The sequence below is a fragment of the Desertihabitans brevis genome, from assembly GCF_003327535.1.
GTDB classification, from domain to species: Bacteria; Actinomycetota; Actinomycetes; order Propionibacteriales; family Propionibacteriaceae; genus Desertihabitans; species Desertihabitans brevis.
Window position 1 is genome coordinate 396,528 of the sequence record NZ_QOUI01000002.1, and the last position, 15,413, is coordinate 411,940.

16 protein-coding genes and 1 tRNA gene are annotated in these 15,413 nt (G+C 74.5%); 8 read left to right on the forward strand and 9 right to left on the reverse strand.

The features are described 5' to 3' along the window. The first annotated feature begins 204 nt into the window (after positions 1 to 204). The gene (locus DT076_RS05225; RefSeq protein WP_233493647.1) at positions 205 to 546 is read left to right on the forward strand and encodes a TetR family transcriptional regulator C-terminal domain-containing protein; all 342 of its coding nucleotides are present in this window, start codon (positions 205 to 207) and stop codon (positions 544 to 546) included. Positions 547 to 558: 12 nt separating this feature from the next. On the opposite strand, the gene DT076_RS05230 is transcribed toward DT076_RS05225, so the two are convergent. The 3 genes from DT076_RS05230 to rsmI are packed head-to-tail and all read right to left on the reverse strand — an operon-like array spanning position 559 to position 2,903. Then, entirely contained in the window at positions 559 to 1,173 is a 615-nt protein-coding gene (locus DT076_RS05230) for a nitroreductase family protein (protein WP_114125566.1), read from the reverse strand. Beyond that, positions 1,170 to 2,012 carry a TatD family hydrolase gene (locus DT076_RS05235; RefSeq protein WP_114125681.1) on the reverse strand — a complete coding sequence of 281 codons (843 nt, stop codon included), beginning with the start codon at positions 2,010 to 2,012 and terminating at the stop codon, positions 1,170 to 1,172. Before DT076_RS05235 ends, DT076_RS05230 begins: the two co-directional genes overlap by 4 nt. 48 nt (positions 2,013 to 2,060) lie before the next feature. Then, entirely contained in the window at positions 2,061 to 2,903 is an 843-nt protein-coding gene (gene rsmI, locus DT076_RS05240) for a 16S rRNA (cytidine(1402)-2'-O)-methyltransferase (protein ID WP_114125567.1), read from the reverse strand. 106 nt (positions 2,904 to 3,009) lie between these two features. Between rsmI and DT076_RS05245 the strand changes: the two genes are divergently transcribed. Beyond that, positions 3,010 to 4,527: a dolichyl-phosphate-mannose--protein mannosyltransferase gene (locus tag DT076_RS05245; RefSeq protein ID WP_199538992.1), complete on the forward strand. Its 1,518-nt coding sequence runs from the start codon at positions 3,010 to 3,012 to the stop codon at positions 4,525 to 4,527. Positions 4,528 to 4,548: 21 nt separating this feature from the next. On the opposite strand, the gene DT076_RS05250 is transcribed toward DT076_RS05245, so the two are convergent. From DT076_RS05250 to DT076_RS05265, 4 genes are all read right to left on the reverse strand, one after another. Continuing rightward, positions 4,549 to 4,956 (reverse strand): four-helix bundle copper-binding protein, encoded by a 408-nt coding sequence (locus tag DT076_RS05250; protein ID WP_233493655.1) that lies wholly within the window; start codon positions 4,954 to 4,956, stop codon positions 4,549 to 4,551. 114 nt (positions 4,957 to 5,070) lie between these two features. After that, a complete protein-coding gene (locus DT076_RS05255; protein ID WP_147264060.1) occupies positions 5,071 to 5,436 on the reverse strand; it encodes a hypothetical protein in 366 nt (121 codons plus the stop codon). Next, positions 5,433 to 5,918, reverse strand: a complete 486-nt coding sequence (locus DT076_RS05260; RefSeq protein ID WP_114125570.1) for a hypothetical protein — start codon at positions 5,916 to 5,918, stop codon at positions 5,433 to 5,435. The genes DT076_RS05255 and DT076_RS05260 overlap by 4 nt, the downstream gene beginning before the upstream one ends. Then, entirely contained in the window at positions 5,915 to 8,296 is a 2,382-nt protein-coding gene (locus DT076_RS05265; protein WP_114125571.1) for a molybdopterin oxidoreductase family protein, read from the reverse strand. The genes DT076_RS05260 and DT076_RS05265 overlap by 4 nt, the downstream gene beginning before the upstream one ends. Before the next feature lie 113 nt (positions 8,297 to 8,409). Here DT076_RS05265 and DT076_RS05270 point away from each other — a divergent pair, with 113 nt between their 5' ends. The 5 genes from DT076_RS05270 (at position 8,410) to DT076_RS05295 (ending at position 13,241) form a co-directional block, all read left to right on the forward strand. Further along, on the forward strand, positions 8,410 to 9,213 hold the full coding sequence (locus DT076_RS05270) for a suppressor of fused domain protein (protein ID WP_114125572.1): 804 nt from the start codon (positions 8,410 to 8,412) through the stop codon (positions 9,211 to 9,213). Positions 9,214 to 9,278: 65 nt separating this feature from the next. Next, complete coding sequence (locus DT076_RS05275) at positions 9,279 to 11,591, forward strand: M15 family metallopeptidase (RefSeq protein WP_114125573.1); 2,313 nt, start codon at positions 9,279 to 9,281, stop codon at positions 11,589 to 11,591. Continuing rightward, the gene (locus tag DT076_RS19150; protein WP_147264061.1) at positions 11,591 to 12,340 is read left to right on the forward strand and encodes a hypothetical protein; all 750 of its coding nucleotides are present in this window, start codon (positions 11,591 to 11,593) and stop codon (positions 12,338 to 12,340) included. Before DT076_RS05275 ends, DT076_RS19150 begins: the two co-directional genes overlap by 1 nt. 46 nt (positions 12,341 to 12,386) lie before the next feature. Next, positions 12,387 to 13,112, forward strand: coding sequence for a sortase domain-containing protein (locus DT076_RS05290; protein WP_114125575.1), 726 nt, complete (start codon positions 12,387 to 12,389; stop codon positions 13,110 to 13,112). Positions 13,113 to 13,165: 53 nt separating this feature from the next. Further along, positions 13,166 to 13,241: transfer RNA gene (locus DT076_RS05295), tRNA-Ala, on the forward strand. A gap of 574 nt (positions 13,242 to 13,815) precedes the next feature. On the opposite strand, the gene DT076_RS05305 is transcribed toward DT076_RS05295, so the two are convergent. After that, positions 13,816 to 14,043 carry a hypothetical protein gene (locus tag DT076_RS05305; RefSeq protein ID WP_114125576.1) on the reverse strand — a complete coding sequence of 76 codons (228 nt, stop codon included), beginning with the start codon at positions 14,041 to 14,043 and terminating at the stop codon, positions 13,816 to 13,818. Between the two features lie 164 nt (positions 14,044 to 14,207). On the opposite strand from DT076_RS05305, the gene DT076_RS05310 reads away from it, so the two are divergent. Further along, positions 14,208 to 14,960: an MBL fold metallo-hydrolase gene (locus tag DT076_RS05310; RefSeq protein WP_199538970.1), complete on the forward strand. Its 753-nt coding sequence runs from the start codon at positions 14,208 to 14,210 to the stop codon at positions 14,958 to 14,960. A 16-nt stretch (positions 14,961 to 14,976) separates the two neighbouring features. Here DT076_RS05310 and DT076_RS05315 read toward each other — a convergent pair whose 3' ends face one another. Next, positions 14,977 to 15,408 carry a hypothetical protein gene (locus tag DT076_RS05315; protein ID WP_114125684.1) on the reverse strand — a complete coding sequence of 144 codons (432 nt, stop codon included), beginning with the start codon at positions 15,406 to 15,408 and terminating at the stop codon, positions 14,977 to 14,979. Between the last annotated feature and the right edge of the window lie 5 nt (positions 15,409 to 15,413).

Consider the following 15,413-nt stretch of genomic DNA (forward strand, 5'->3'; position numbering starts at 1 on the left):
TAGGTCTCAGGCCTCCGACGGGGGCGACGGACGGCGCCTGCCGAAGAGGTGACGACGACGGCTGTCGTCCGGCTTGGCTGGTTCGCGCGCCTTCCTCCTGGCTTCCTCAACCCGGGCGGCCCTGCGCTCGGCCCACGCGGTCACCGTGGCCTCCACAACACACGGCATCTCGCCGCACTCGACCAACCTCCGCACCCCCGCGACGTGCTGCGACCGGTGCTCACCGAGATGCTCCCGCTGCGACCCGATGCTCGGGCCACCAGTCGCATGAACGCGGCCTACGTCCTCGAGGCGATGCACGACCCGACGCTGCAGCGGCAGGTCGGCATCGGACTACGCGAGGGACGCGCGATGGTCGGACGTCTGATCCGACAAGCGCTGGAGGACGGGCACATGCCTGCGGACCGTGACCCCGACATCGAGACCGATCTCATCCTCGCCCTGACGGGTTTCGCCACGCTGATCGAGCTCGACGTCGTCGAACCGCAGGCGGCACTGGCAGCCATCGACCAGCACCTGGATCGGCTCTTCCGCCCTGCCGCGTGACGTGCGGGTCGCTCAGGACGCCGGCGCACCCCATCGGCCGTCGTGCACGCGCAGCTCCCGCGGCCGCCGCGGCCGGCGACGTCCTGAGCCGGCGGCCCGCTCCCCCGGCGCCCGGTGCCCGAGCGCCACGACGCCCGCGCTGGACCAGCCGTCCGGGACGCCGAGCGCCGTGGCCAGCGCCGCCTGCCGGTCCGCGGGGACGCCGAAGAAGCAGGCGGCGAGCCCGGTCTCGGTGACGGTGAGCAGCATCGCCAGCACGGACATCCCGGCGTCCACCCACCACCACGGCGCAGCGAAGCCTTCCCCGGCGGCGCGGCGCTTGTCCGCCTCGGCGTAGCGCTCGGCGTAGCCCTGCTCGCTGGTCCACACCGTGACCAGCACCGGAGCCCGCCGCATCCCGCGCAGCCAGGCGCTGTCGGCGTCCGGGTCGCTGGTGGCCCGCCAGAACCCCTCGACCTGTTCACCGCGCAGCACGACCAGCGACACCACCTGGGCGTGCCCGGCCGACGGGGTGGCCAGCGCGGCGTCCAGCACCTGCTGCAGCTGCTCGTCGGCGACGGGTGCGTCCGCGTCGAAGTCGCGGACCATCCGGCGGCGGCGCAGCAGCGCGGCCAGGTCGTCGCTCACCAGGAGCCGCCGAAGGCCGCCGAGGCGTTGTCGTGCAGGGCGGCGCACAGCGGCTCGAGCTCCATCCCGCGCTGCTCGGCGAGGAACCGGACGGTGAGCGGGACCAGGAAGGAGGCGTTGGGGTGACCGCGGTGCGGCACCGGGGTGAGGAAGGGGGCGTCGGTCTCGGTGAGCAGCCGGTCCAGCGGGGTCAGCGCGAGGGCGTCGCGCAGGTGCTGGTTGGGCTTGAAGGTGACCGTGCCGGGGAAGGACAGCCAGGCGCCGCGGTCGAGGCAGCGGCGGGCGAAGTCGGCGTCGCCGGAGAAGCAGTGCATGACCACCCGCTCGACCCCGCCCTCGGCGTCGAGCACGTCGAGCACGTCGTCGTGGGCGTCGCGGTCGTGGATCACCAGGGTGAGGTCGTGCTCGCGGGCCAGCCGGATGTGGGCGGCGAAGGACTCGCGCTGGCGCTGCCGGCCCTCGGCGTCGGGAGTGCGGAAGTGGTCGAGCCCGGTCTCCCCCACCCCCCGCAGCCGCCGGCCGGGCGCGTGCTCGGCCACCATCGCGGCCAGCTCGTCCAGCTGGGCGGGCAGGTCGTCCCCGGCGCGGGCCGCGTCGTTGGGGTGCAGCGCGACCGTGGCCACCACCGAGGGCCACCGCTGAGCCGCCTCCAGCGCCCAGCGCGAGCTCGGCAGGTCGCAGCCGACCTGCACGATCCGGGTGATACCGACCGCCGCCGCCCGCTCGAGCGCCTCGGCCGGGTCCAGCCCGCTGTAGGCCTCGGCGACGTCGAGGTGGCAGTGCGAGTCGGTGACCGGGGCGGGTAGCGCGTCGGGGACGGGTGGCAGCTCGGACTTCACCGGCGCCACGGTAGTCGGCAGCGCGCTGGGGTCGGTTTCGCGCGTCGCTCAGCGGTCGGCCAGGGCGGACTTGTAGAGGGCGTTGCGCTTGACGCCGGTGCTGGCGGCGACCTGGGCGACGGCGTCGGAGAGCCGGACGCCGTCGGCGATCAGGGCGCGCACCAGCTCGAGTGCCTCCTCCGGGCCGCCGGCGGGTTCGGCGCCGGCCACCACGACGGTGATCTCGCCGCGGACGCCGTCGGCGGCCCAGGCGGCGAGCTCGGCCAGGGTGCCGCGCCGCACCTCCTCATAGGTCTTGGTCAGCTCACGGCAGACCGCGGCCGGACGTCCGGCCCCCCAGACCTCCGCCGCCGCGTCGAGGAAGGCGGCCAGCCGGTGCGGGGCCTCGAAGAAGACCATGGTCCGCTCCTCGGCGGCCAGACCCTGCAGCCGGCGGCGGCGCTCGCCGTCCTTGCGCGGGAGGAACCCCTCGAAGCAGAACCGGTCCACCGCCAGCCCGGAGACGGCCAGCGCGGTCAGCACCGCCGACGGGCCCGGGACGGCGGTCACCCGCACCCCGCGTTCGATCGCGGCCCGCACCAGCCGGTAGCCGGGGTCGGAGACCGAGGGCATCCCGGCGTCCGTCACGACCAGCACCCGGGCGCCGGCGACCAGCTCCTCGGCCAGCTGCTCGGTGCGCGCGGCCTCGTTGCCCTCGAAGTAGGAGACCACCCGGGCCGGGGCCTCGGCCCCGAGCCGCTGCAGCAGCCGCTGCAGGCGTCGGGTGTCCTCGGCGGCGACGACGTCGGCGCGGGCCAGCTCGGCGACCAGCCGCGGCGGGGCGTCGTCGACGTCACCGATCGGCGTCCCGGCCAGCACCAGCACACCGGACCCGTCTGCTGCCTCGCTCACACCGCTCCTCCCGCGATCCCGGGGCGGCACGGGACCGGTCCCTAGTATGTCCGCCGTGACCGCCCCGGCCGAGACCAGCGCGCTGCAGGCCGCCCTCCGCGACCCGATGCCGACCGACCGGCTGGTCGGCTGGACGGTCACCCTCGGGCTCACCGCGCTGGCCTTCGTGGTCCGGGTGATCGGCCTCGGCTACCCCGACAAGCTCGTCTTCGACGAGACCTACTACCCCAAGGACGCCTGGTCGCTGCTGCACTTCGGCTACGAGCGGGAGTGGCCGGCCGACGCCAACGAGCGGGTGGTCGCCGGCGAGACGATGATCATGGGCGACGGGCCGGCCTTCGTGGTGCACCCGCCGCTCGGCAAGTGGCTGATCGCCGGCGGTGAGGCGCTGTTCGGGATGACCTCCTTCGGCTGGCGCTTCTCGGCCTGCGTGTTCGGGGCGCTGCTGGTGCTCATCACCATCCGGCTGGTCCGCCGGATCACCCGCTCGACCCTGCTCGGCGGCGCCGCCGGGGTGCTGCTGACCTTCGACGGGCTGGCCTTCGTGATGAGCCGGATCGGGCTGCTCGACGGCTTCCAGGCCTTCTTCCTGGTCGCAGGGGTCTCCGCCCTGGTGGCCGACCGCGACTGGTTCCGCACCCGGCTGGCCGACCACCTGCTCGCCCGCGGTCTGCCCGACCTCGGCGGGCTGGCCGGACCGCTCGTGCTGTGGCGGCCGTGGCGGGTGCTGGCCGGGGTGATGTTCGGCATGGCCTGCGGGGTGAAGTGGTCCAGCCTGTACGTCGTCGCGGCGTTCGGGCTGCTCAGCGTGGCCTGGGACGTCGGCGCCCGCCGGCTGGCCGGGGCGAGCCGGCGCTCGCTGCTCGGCCTGCTCGTCGACGGGATCCCCGCCTTCGTGTCGGTGGTGGTGCTCGGCGCGCTGGTCTACCTCAGCACCTGGGCGGGCTGGCTGGCCACCCAGGGCGGCTACTACCGCGACTGGGGCCGGAGCAACCCGGAGTCGACCAGCGTCCAGCTGCTCGGGGCGCCGCTGGCCTCGCTGCTGCACTACCACTCCCAGATGTACGGCTTCCACACCGGCGACTTCATCAACAACCAGAGCCACGGCTACGACGCCGACCCGATCGGCTGGCTGGTGCTGGCCCGCACCATCGGCATCGACGCGGTGAACAACATCGAGCCCGGCGTGGACGGCTGCCCGCTGGACGTGGACCGCTGCCAGCGGGTGATCACCGGGATCGGCACCCCGCTGCTGTGGTGGGTCGGCGCCGCCTGCCTGGTGGTGGCGGTGGTGTGGTGGCTGATGCGCCGGGACTGGCGCTTCGGCGTCCCGGTGGTCGGGGTGGCCAGCACCTGGCTGCCGTGGTTCCAGTACACCGACCGGCCGACGTTCCTCTTCTACGCCGTCACCATCATCCCGTTCACCGTGCTGGCGGTGTGCCTGCTGATCGGGTTGGCGATGGGCCCACCCGACGCGCCGCGACGCCGGGTCGCGACCATGGTCAGCGCGGTCTTCGTCGCGCTGGTGGTCGTGAACTTCATCTACTTCCACCCGGTGTGGACCGACGCGCTGCTGTCCTACCGCGAGTGGGCGGCTCGGATGTGGCTCAGGACGTGGATCTAGGCGCCAGCCTCCCGACGGCGCTCAGCCGAGGCTGCTGAGCAGCTCGCGGCAGGCCTGCTCGCACCGGCGGCAGGCCTCCGCGCACACCCGGCAGTGCTCGTGCATCTCCGCGTGGGAGGCGCACTCGTCGCCGCACGCCCGGCACACCGTGGCGCAGGCCTCGAGCACGGCCCGGGTGACGTTCGCGTCGTAGCCGGTGTGCCGCGACAGCACCCGGCCGGTGGTCTCGCACACGTCGGCGCAGTCGAGGTCGGTGCGGATGCAGGTGCGCAGGTCGGCCACCGCCTCCTCGCTGAGGCAGGCGTCGGCGCAGGCGGTGCAGGCCTGGGCGCACTCCAGGCACGCCTCGATGCAGGCGCGCAGCTTCTCGCGGTCGATCCCGCCGAGGTCGGCGGGGTAGCTCTGCAGCATCTGGTCGGCCACGCTCACGGTCGTCCTCCTGTCGTCAGGTCGCGTCCGGTCCGGGCCCGGACGTCGCGTCCTGCTGCCCTACCCGGTACGGGTCGGCGCACTCAGAGCTGGGGCGGATCCCCCGGGGCGCCGTCAGGGGCCCTGCGGCCGGTGGGCAGCACAGCCCGCCCCCGTACGCCCTCGAGCTCGAAGGCCAGGGCGGCGTACAGGCTGACAGCCGCGAGCAGCAGCACGCCCATCGGCGGCCCAGGTGCCGACCAGCACGCCCGCCCCCGTCCCGGCCACGGGGTCGCAGGCGAGGAAGCCGAGCACGACCGCGACCAGCTGGACCGGTGCGGTGAGGAGCAGCGCGGCCAGGGCCAGCGGCTGGCCCTGCTCGGCCGGCACCCAGGACAGCTGCAGCGCGGCGAAGGAAGCAGTGGCGACGAACAGCCCGAGGAAGCCCAGCGGCAGCGGGGTCGCGAACGGCCGCAGCACGACCCTCTCTGGTCCGCTCATCCGCTCGCCATGACCTGCGGCGCGACCGACTTGAGCATGGCGTCGGCCCAGCGCATCTGGCGCAGGGTGTCGGGATGGGCGCGCTGGCACGCGGCCAGCAGCTCGCCGTCGCGGAGGGTCTGCGCGGCCTGCGCCAGCACCTCCCAGTCCAGCGACACCCCGGCGGCCCGGCGGTGCACGTCGCGCAGGTCGTCCAGCAGCCGCAGCGACGGGTCGTCGCGGTCGCGGACCGCCCGACGGCCACCGACCCCGGCCGGGGCGTCGTCGGCACGGTCGGCGTCGGCCCCGATGAGGGCGATGTCGCGGTCGGAGGCGAGGTGGGCCAGCTCGTCCACGTGCCGGGCGGACCACTCCGCGAGGTCGCGGCTGAGGTGGAACACCTCGTGGTCCTCGGAGTGCCGCTGCGCCATCGCACCGAAGGCCGCAGCCAGCTCCTGCTCGGCCAGGTGCAGGTCCGCGATCGCGGTCGCCAGTCGGCTCACCGCTCCTCCTCCGTCCGCGTCGGCCCGGCATCCGCTGCCGTCCGGTCGCCGTCGACCCGTCGGGCGCGGGCGGCGGCGGTCTTGAAGATCGGCTGCTTGGAGGCCGGGTCCCAGTCGGTGAGGGTGAGCTCGTTCGCGGCACGGCCGGGGCCGTCCGGTGCATGCCCGCCCCCGGTGTCCCAGTAGCCGTAGTGGAACGGCAGGAACAGCACCCCGGGCCGGATCCCACCCACCCGGAGGCGGGCCTGCACCGATCCTCGCGGCGTCGAGACCTCGAGCAGGTCGCCCTCCACCCAGCCCTGCTCGGCGGCGTCGGCCGCGGCGACCTCCACCCACACGTCGGGGGCGGCGGCCTGCAGCTCGGGCGCCCGTCCGGTCTTGGTGCGGGTGTGGAAGTGGTAGATGGTGCGCCCGGTGATCAGCTGGAAGGGGAGCTCGGCGTCGGGACGCTCGTGCGCCGACTGGTAGGCGGCGGCCTTGATCACCGCCCGGCCGTCGGGGTTGAGCGCCCGGTACTCCACCGGCGACACGGGCGCACCGGTGACGAGGTCGCGGCCGTAGCTCTCGCAGTAGTCGGGGGCGCTGAAGAACCTGCCGTCGGCGTAGAGCCGTTCGGTGCCGTCCGGTGCGTCCTCGGTGCAGGGCCACTGGATCCCGCTGCCGCCGCGCAGCCGGTCGTAGCTGAGCCCGCTGTAGTCGCAGGGGCGTCCCCGGCTGCACTCCTTCCAGCCCTCGAAGGCACCCTCGGCGTCGGACCACTTCACCAGCGGGTCACCGTCCTGGTCGCGCAGGTCGAGCCCGCGGGCGTAGTCGAGGAAGATGTCGAGGTCGGGACGGGCCTCTCCCGGCGGCTCGACCGCCTTCTCCGACAGGTGCACGGTGCGGTCGGTGTTGGTGAAGGTGCCGGTCTTCTCCCCCCACGCGGCCGCGGGCAGCACCACGTCGGCGAGCTGGGCGGTCTCGGTGAGGAAGATGTCCTGCACCACCAGCAGCAGCCGCTCCTGCGCGAGGATCCGGCGCACCCGCGCCAGCTCGGGCAGCGACACCGCGGGGTTGGTGCCGGTGACCCAGAGCAGCCGGATGGTGCCCTGCTCGGCGTAGCGCATGATCTGCATCAGGTGGGTCGGGGCCGCGTAGTGCGGGATGTCCATCGGGTCGATGTTCCAGATCCGGGCCAGGTCGGCGACGTGGGCGTCGTTGGACCAGTTGCGGAACCCGGGCAGGTCACCGTCGGCGCCGGCCTCGCGGGTGTTCTGGGCGGTGGGCTGGCCGTTCATCTGCAGCACACCGCAGCCGGGCCGGCCGAGCATGCCGCGGAGCAGGTGCACGTTGTTGACCTGCACCGCGGCGGCGGTGGCCTGGTGGGACTGGTAGAAGCCCTGCAGCACCGTGCTCAGCAGCCGTCCGGCGGTGCCGAGTAGCCGGGCGGCCTCGTGCAGGTCCCCGACCGGGACGTCGCACACCTGCGCGGCCCGTTCCACCGGGTAGTCAGCCACCCGCTGCACCAGCTCGTCGTAGCCGACGGTGTGGGCGTCGACGTAGGCGTGGTCGACCCAGTCGTGCTCGATGAGCTCGCGCAGCAGCGCGTTCATCAGCATGACGTTGGTGCCCGGGCGCGGGCGCAGGTGCACGGTGGCGGCGCGGGCCACCGGCGTCTCGCGCGGGTCGACGCAGAGCACCCGGGGCGGGTTCGGGCCGGCCAGCCGGTCCAGCACGCGGGTCCAGGTGACGCTCTGCGTCTCGGCCATGTTGTGGCCGAACAGGGCGATCGTGTCCGCATGGTCGATGTCGGCGTAGCTGCCGGGCTGGCCGTCGCTGGCGAAGCTCTGCTTGAGGGCCGCGGCGGCGGTGGCCGTGCAGAGCCGGGTGTTGCCGTCGACGTGGTTGGTGCCCAGACCGCCGTGGGCGATCAGGCCGAGGGTGTAGTACTCCTCGAGGAACAGCTGGCCGGTGGTGTAGAAGCCGAGCGCGCTCGGTCCCTGCTCGGCCAGCAGCTCCCGGGTGCGATCGACGACGACGCCCATGGCGGTCTCCCAGCTGGTCTCGACCAGGCGTCCGTCGCGGCGGACCAGCGGTCGGGTCAGCCGGTCCGGTGAGTGGTTGGCCTGCCAGCCGAACAGGTCCTTGGGCCCGAGCCGGCCGTGGTTGACCCGGTCCACGGTGCGACCGCGGACACCCACGATCCGGCCGTCCTTGACCGCGATGTCGAGACCGTCGCCGTTGGAGTGCAGGACGGCCGCCGACTGCACCCAGCGGTCGACGTCGTCGGGGGTCAGCCCGTCGGCCAGCTGGACGTCCTCGCGCACCGGCCACGGCTCGCCGGGTCCGTAGGGGGTGCGCCGACCCCAGGGGTGGGCGATGCGGGGGTGGGATGCCATGCCTCCGGGCTACCCAGGGCGCGCCCGCGCCATGCACCCGGGCCGCCGGCGCCCCGACCTGGCCCTGCCGCGGCCTACCGTCGAGGCCGGACCGCCGAGCGAGAGGCCACACCGTGGGACTGTTCGACCGCATCTTCCGCCGCCCGACCGCCCCCTCGACCGACCAGCCCGACGCACCGTCCGAGCCGGCGCCCGCGGCTGCCGACGCGGCCCCGGCCGGACCGCCGGACGGCGGAGCGCCGGAGGCAGCGGGTCCGAGCCACGACAACCCGCACACCGCCGCCGTCCAGCGCGCCGTCGACGCCTACTGGGACGGGATCGGCGTGAGCGACACCGACCGGATCAGCTACCTGCTCAACCCGATGTTCACCGGCGCACCGCGCTGGCCCGGCATCCGGCAGAGCTACCGGGTGGTGCGCACGCCGCAGACGCTGGTGCTGGCCTCCGACGGGCTCTCCGACCCCGACGTCGACACCGACGAGGCGACCCCCGGCGTCGGCTGCGAGGTGTTCCTGGAGACCCCGGACCTGGTCGGTGCCGAGTTCGCCGAGCTGCGGGCCAGCTGGCAGTTCAGCCTGGTCGAGCAGCTGGCGATGAACGTCGCCCACCTCGGCGGTCTCTCCGACCGGCTGGAGCAGCACGGCGTGCTGTCGATGGAGCTGCCGCTCGGGGACGCCGCACCGGCGGAGCTGCGGTCGCCGCAGGGCACGGTCGGCGTGCTGCTCGGGATGCCGGTGCCCGGACGGGCTCTGCGGGTCGAGACCCCCGGTGGGCCGGTGGACCTGGTGGCGGTGACGGTGGTCGGCCCCGACGAGCTGGACCGGCTGGTCGCGGGCGGTGCGGAGGCCCGGCGCGCGCTGGTCGAGCAGCGGCTGGCCTCCGGTGCCGGGCACCTCAGCACCCCGGCGCGTCGCTGAGTGGAGGCTCGCCCTCGGCAGCGGCTTCGTGCTTGGGTGGCACCACCCCCTGCTGAGGAGTGCCGGTGTCCCGTCTGCGTCCCGTCCCCGTCCTGCTGCTCGCGTTCGTGCTCGTCGGCACGCTGCTGCCGACCGCGGTCGCGTCGCCGCGGCTCGAGCTCAGCGCCACCGCCGCGGTGGCCGCCGAGGACGCGGCGACCGACGCCGTCCGCATCACCGTCGCCGGGACGTGGTCGGGTGATGACCCGCTGGACGACGTCACGCTGACCGCCGGTGAGGAGACTCCCGAGGCCGGCGGGGCCCGGGCCGAGGACACGGGCGGCGCCGGCACGGCGGAGGCCGACGCGTGCCGCGGCGACGCCGACCGGGTCGTCTGCACCACCGTCGTGCCGGGGGTCCGTGAGGGCGAGGAGTGCCACCTCGACCTCGTGGCCGTGGTGACCGGACGCAGCGGCTCAGCGGAGATCCGCGCCGAGCTCGACGAGGCGGTGCCCGTGGAGGGGTGGTGCACCACCCGGGACGACGGCGTGACGCCACCGGCAGCCCCCGCCTCCGAGCCCGCGGCGTCCGCGTCGGCGGTCGTCCCCGACCCGAGTGCACCGGCGTCCCCGTCGGCGACCGCGCCGAGCGCCCCGAGCCCGTCGTCGACGCCGACCTCGACCGCCGTGCCGATGCCGGAGACGCCCACCCCGAGCGCGGCCCCGACGTCTGCCGCTCCGACGGAGACGGCCTCTCCCTCGGCCCCGGCCCCCTCCGGGCCCGGCACCGAGGTCGCCGAGAAGCAGCCGGACACCGACCCGGAAGAGCCGGGCCTCCGGTCGCGGAGCCGGGCCGCCGCCCCGGCCGAGACGCCGATCGCGCGCCGCTACCGCGAAACCGGTGGCGCCGACGGCCCGCTCGGTGCGGTCGTGGCGGCGGAGCGTCCCGTCGCCGGCGGCCGCTACGCCCGCTACGAGGGCGGTCACCTCTACCAGCCGCCGGGAGCCGACACCGCCTGGATCGTCCGCGGTGCGGTGCTCGCCCGCTACACCGCGCTCGGCGGTCCGGCCGAGAGCGGGTTCCCCAGCCAGGACGAGTGGTGCGGGCTGCCCGAGGACGGCTGCCTGCAGAAGTTCGACCGCGCCTGGATCTACTGGAGCCCGGGTGCCGGCGCCCACCCGGTCACCGGGGCGATCCGCTCGGCCTACGGCCGGCACGGCTGGGAGCGCGGCCCGCTGGGCTTCCCGACCCAGGCGGAGTGGTGCGGCCTGCGCGACGGGGGCTGCCTGCAGAAGTTCACCGGCGGCACCGTCTACTGGTCGAGCGGCACGGGCGCGCACCCGGTCTGGGGGGCGGTCCTGGGCGCGTACGGCCGCGCCGGCTGGGAGCGCGGCGCCCTGCGGATGCCGGTCGAGGACGAGTGGTGCGGGCTGCGCGGCGGCGGCTGTCTGCAGAAGTTCCAGGGCGGCACCGTGTACTGGTCGCCGGGCACCGGCGCGCACCCGGTGTGGGGCTCGATCCTCGGCGCCTACGGCCGCGCCGGCTGGGAGCGCGGGACGCTCGGCTTCCCCATCCAGGCCGAGTGGTGCGGCCTGGTCGACGGTGGGTGCCTGCAGAAGTTCACCGGCGGCAGCATCTACTGGTCGCCGTTCACCGGGGCGCACGCGGTGTGGGGCGCGATCCTCACCCACTGGGCCGGCTACGGCTACGAGCGCAGCGTGCTGGGCTACCCCGACGGCGACGAGCGGTGCAGCGGCGGCACCTGCACCCAGACCTTCGACGAGGGACGGATCACCTGGAGCCGTTCGGCCGGGGCCCGGGCGACCTCGCCCTTCCGGTACGTGACGCTGCCGGTGAGCTCGGCCGACGTCCGCCACACCTACCGCGCCGGCTGCCCGGTCGGGCCGTCCCGGCTGCGCAAGATCGTGATGCTGCACCGCGACCAGGGCGACCGGCTCCGCTTCGGGGAGATGATCGTGCGCGACTTCCTCGCCGACGACGTGGTCGCGGCCTTCCGGGCGGCCTACGAGCGCGACTACCCGATCGCCCGGATGGACAACCCGAACGTGTGGAAGGGCGACGACCCCGACCAGATGGCGGCCAACAACACCTCCGGCTTCAACTGCCGCAAGGTGGTCGGCAACCCGTACGCGGTCTCACCGCACTCCTACGGGACCGCCCTCGACGTCAACCCGGTGCAGAACCCGTACCAGGACGCCAACGGGCGCTGGTGGCCGTCGAACGGGAAGGGCTGGATCCTCGGCGGCGGACTGAACCGGCCGAAGGAGCACCCGGCGGTGCTGACCACCGGGAGCACCCTGACCGACGCGCTGGAGGACCGCGGCTTCTTCTGGGGCGGGCGCTGGGCCAACCGCGACTACCAGCACTTCGAGTACTGATGGGACGCCTCCCCCGCTGCGGCGGCCTCCTCGCCCTGGCGCTCGTGCTGGGGCTCGCCGCCTGCGACGACGACCCGCCGGCTTCGCCGGAGCCGAGCGCCAGCACCGCCGGCATCGACCCGACCGCCGGCCCGTCCGACCCGCTGCCGTCCACGCCGGTGAGCACCACCCCGGTCCCCGCGCCGGAGACGCCGCGAGAGGCGCCGCCCCGTCCCACCGCCCCGGCCCCGTCCACGGCCGGCGACCTCGGCCAGGACGACCTGCCGCCGGAGGTGCTCGGGTTCCGGGCCGAGGAGCGTCCGGCCGCCGAGGGCGAGTACCTGCCCAACGGCACCTGGACCCACGCGGTCGAGCCCGAGCAGGCGGTGTGGGAGGCGAGCCCCCAGTGCGGGGAGGCCACCGAGCCGCCCGTCCCGGAGCACGCGCTGGCCGCGACCTACCTCGACGAGGAGGGCCGGCCCGGTAACGGGCTGCTGCTCGGCTTCGGCTCGGGCGAGGACGCCGGCCGGTTCGCCGCAGACTACCGGGCGCAGCTCGGCAGCTGCCCGCGTGCCGACGACCCGGTGCTCACCGTCGAGGCGGTCGAGGAGTCCGAGGACTGGTACGCCGGACGCCGCAGCTACGGAGCCGACCGCTGGTCGGAGCTGGTGGTGCAGCGGGGCGAGCAGGTGCTGCTGCTCATCGTCGCCGACGACCACGCGTCCTCCCCCGACGACCTGCGCGAGCTCGCGGAGAGCCTGAGCAGCTGACCGCGGTCTGGCGGCACCTTCGGCAGGAGGTGGACGTTGTGCGGGCATGACGTTGCGACGTGTCCTGCTGTCGGCGGGACTGCTGCTCACCGCCGCCTGCGCGCCCGCGGCGGACCCGGCCGCCGGCCCGTCGCCGTCCGGAGCCGCCACGCCGTCGGCCAGCGCGTCGAGCCCGGGCCGGCCGAGCGTCACCCCGACGCCCCGGGCGACTGCCACCCCGACCCCGACTCCCACCCCGACGCTGGCCGCCAGCGACGGTGAACCGCGCGACGCCGAGCTGAGCATCCCCGCCCTCGACATCGACGACCTCGAGGTCGTCGCCTACGAGGGCTCGCCCGACGACGGACCCGGCACCGAGATCCAGGACGGCGGGGTGGCGGCCAGCCCCTACGGCGAGGAGGGCGGCACCGGCGCCGGCGGCATCGGCAACTACATCGTCACGGCGCACCGGCTCTCCTCCACCCAGGCCTTCCTCGAGCTGCCCGAGCTGGAGGAGGGCGAGGAGGTGCACGTCGAGGCCGACGGCGTCCGCTACACCTACGAGATCACCGACACCCGCGAGACCTCGTTCCGCTCGGACGAGTCGCTGGCCGAGCAGCGGGCCCCGGTGCCGGGCGAGCCCGGCGAGGAGGCCACCGAGGCGATGATCACGCTGTCGACCTGCGCCACACCGGAGGACGACGCGGAGGGCAACTTCTGGCGCGACGAGTTCGGCAACCCGGAGCACCGGATCGACAAGATCGGCGTCCTGGTCGAGGTCGAGGACGTCTGAGACCGCGGAGTTGCAACAGGCCTGGCCCGGCCTGGTATCGTCGCACCCTGCTAGGGGCTATGGCGCAGTTGGTAGCGCGTCTCGTTCGCAATGAGAAGGTCACGGGTTCGAATCCCGTTAGCTCCACCACCCGGCGGTAGCCGCTCGATGTGGCGTGACGGCTCGTCCGCCTGCGACGCCCCCCGATCGATGTTGTGCCCACGACACGTCGTCGCCGAACACCTGCGGTGCAGCTGGCACGCCGCGCAGCCCTCTGCTGACCTCCAGCTGGCACCACGGGCCAGGTGTCAGCTGCTCCTAGGTCCTGTGGCCGTTGCTGGAAGGTGTGGTGGCTGCCAGCGCCAGGTCGGGTTGCTGTCGGCGGCGATGCTCTTGCGCCACCAGCGTGCGGGTAGGAGCCGGATCATGGTCGTCATCGCCCGGTGCATGCTGCTGGCGGTGGTGCGTTGGCCGTCGGCGCGGGCGCCCCGGGGGGTGGCTTGGGTGCGCGGTCGGCGTGCGGTTGCGGACGGTCGCCCCAGGCTCCGCCGCCTCCGCCGACGAACCGGGCGCCGCCCTGTGAAGCCGGTCAGAAGCCTCTGCCCACGGACTCCCGCCGCCTTGCAGCGCACTCGCACCGCAGACGCGGACAGGTCGAGAGTGCTCCCGCTGGTGCACCACGCGGCACCGGCCCGTCCGGAGCCGACCTCCGGACCCGATCACGTCAGCGGTCCGGTCCCGCGCGACGCCGGCGGGCGAAGCCGTATGCGGCCAGGAACACCACACCGAGCACCACCCCGACCACCGCCGAGTCCCCGCCGGACCACCAGCCCAGCCGCGTACCGACGAGCGCGAGGACGCCGCCGACCAGCCAGCCCAGGCCCATGCCCAGACCGGCCCGATCGACCCGCTCCCGGTCCTGCCGCTCCAGCCTCTTCCAGTCGAAGGCCACGACGAGAGCCTAGGGGTGCGCCGCGAGGGGGCGACCGCCGGCCGCCACAGATCCTTCCTCGCCGCGCGTGAGCCGTCGACCGACCGGGGTAAGCCTGGCAGCACGGAGGAGCCGGAGGACGGGGGCCATGGTGATCCAGCGACACGACGGCGCAGAGGTGCGCGGTGGCTGACACGGTGGAGCAGGTCGCCGAGGGCGTCCACCTGGTGTCGGCACACCACGTCAACTGCTACCTGCTCGGCAACGCCCAGATGGGGTTCACCCTCGTCGACACCGGTCTACCGGCCAGCTGGGACCTGCTCGGACGCGCCCTGGCCAGGCTCGGCCGGTCGATGGCCGACCTGCGGGCGGTCGTGCTCACCCACGCCCACTTCGACCACATCGGCACCGCCGCCCGGATCCGCCGCGAGCTCGGCATCCCGGTGTACCTGCACCCCGACGACCACTGGCTGGCCGCGCACCCCTACCGGTACCGGCACGAGCGCGCCCGACCGCGCTACCTGCTGCGCTACCCGAAGGCGCTGCCCGGGCTGGCGTCGATGGTCCGCGCCGGCGCACTCCGGGTGCCCCCGGTGACCGGTGTGGAGCCGATGTCCGACGGGCAGCAGCTGCCGGTGCCGGGAGAGCCGCTGGTGGTGCACACGCCTGGGCACACCGATGGCCACTGCGTCCTGCACGTGGCGGAGGCCGACGCCCTGCTCGTCGGTGACGCGCTGGTCACCGACGACCCCTACACCTCGCGCACCGGGCCGACCCTGGTCGCCGGCGCCGCCACGGCGTCGGCCGAGCAGGCCCGCGCCTCGCTGGAGCGGCTGCGCTTCTACCCCGACGCCGTCCTGCTGCCCGGGCACGGGCGTCCCTGGACCGAGGGCGTCGAGCAGGCGGTCCAGATCGCGCTCGCCCGGCCGATGCTCTAGCCGGCCCGCACCAGGCTCAGACCGAGGCGCGCCAGGCGACGATGCTGCGCACGGTCGCGCTCGGGTCCTCCCCCAGCGCGGCGACCAGCTCCGACGGCGTCGACCCGTTGTAGGCCACCCAGGCGCGCACCGAGTCCTCGGCATCGCCCGCCAGCACCCGCAGGACGTCCGCCGGTGCGGCCTGGTTGCGGGCCACCCACGTCCGCACCCCGACCTCGGCGTCCCGGGCCAGCTGCGCCAGCAGGTCCGCCGGGGCGTGGTGGCTGCTGGCCGCGCTGGCCCGGATCTGCGGGTCCGGGTCGCCCGCGAGCAGCCGCAGCCGGCGGATCTTGCTCTCGGTCACCGGTGGCGCGGCGGCCCCGGTGACCACCGGGGCCTCCCGCAGCTCGGCCGGCACCGACCGCAGCTGCTCGCGCATGGCGTCGGTGCTGAAGCGGATGCAGGACACCCAGA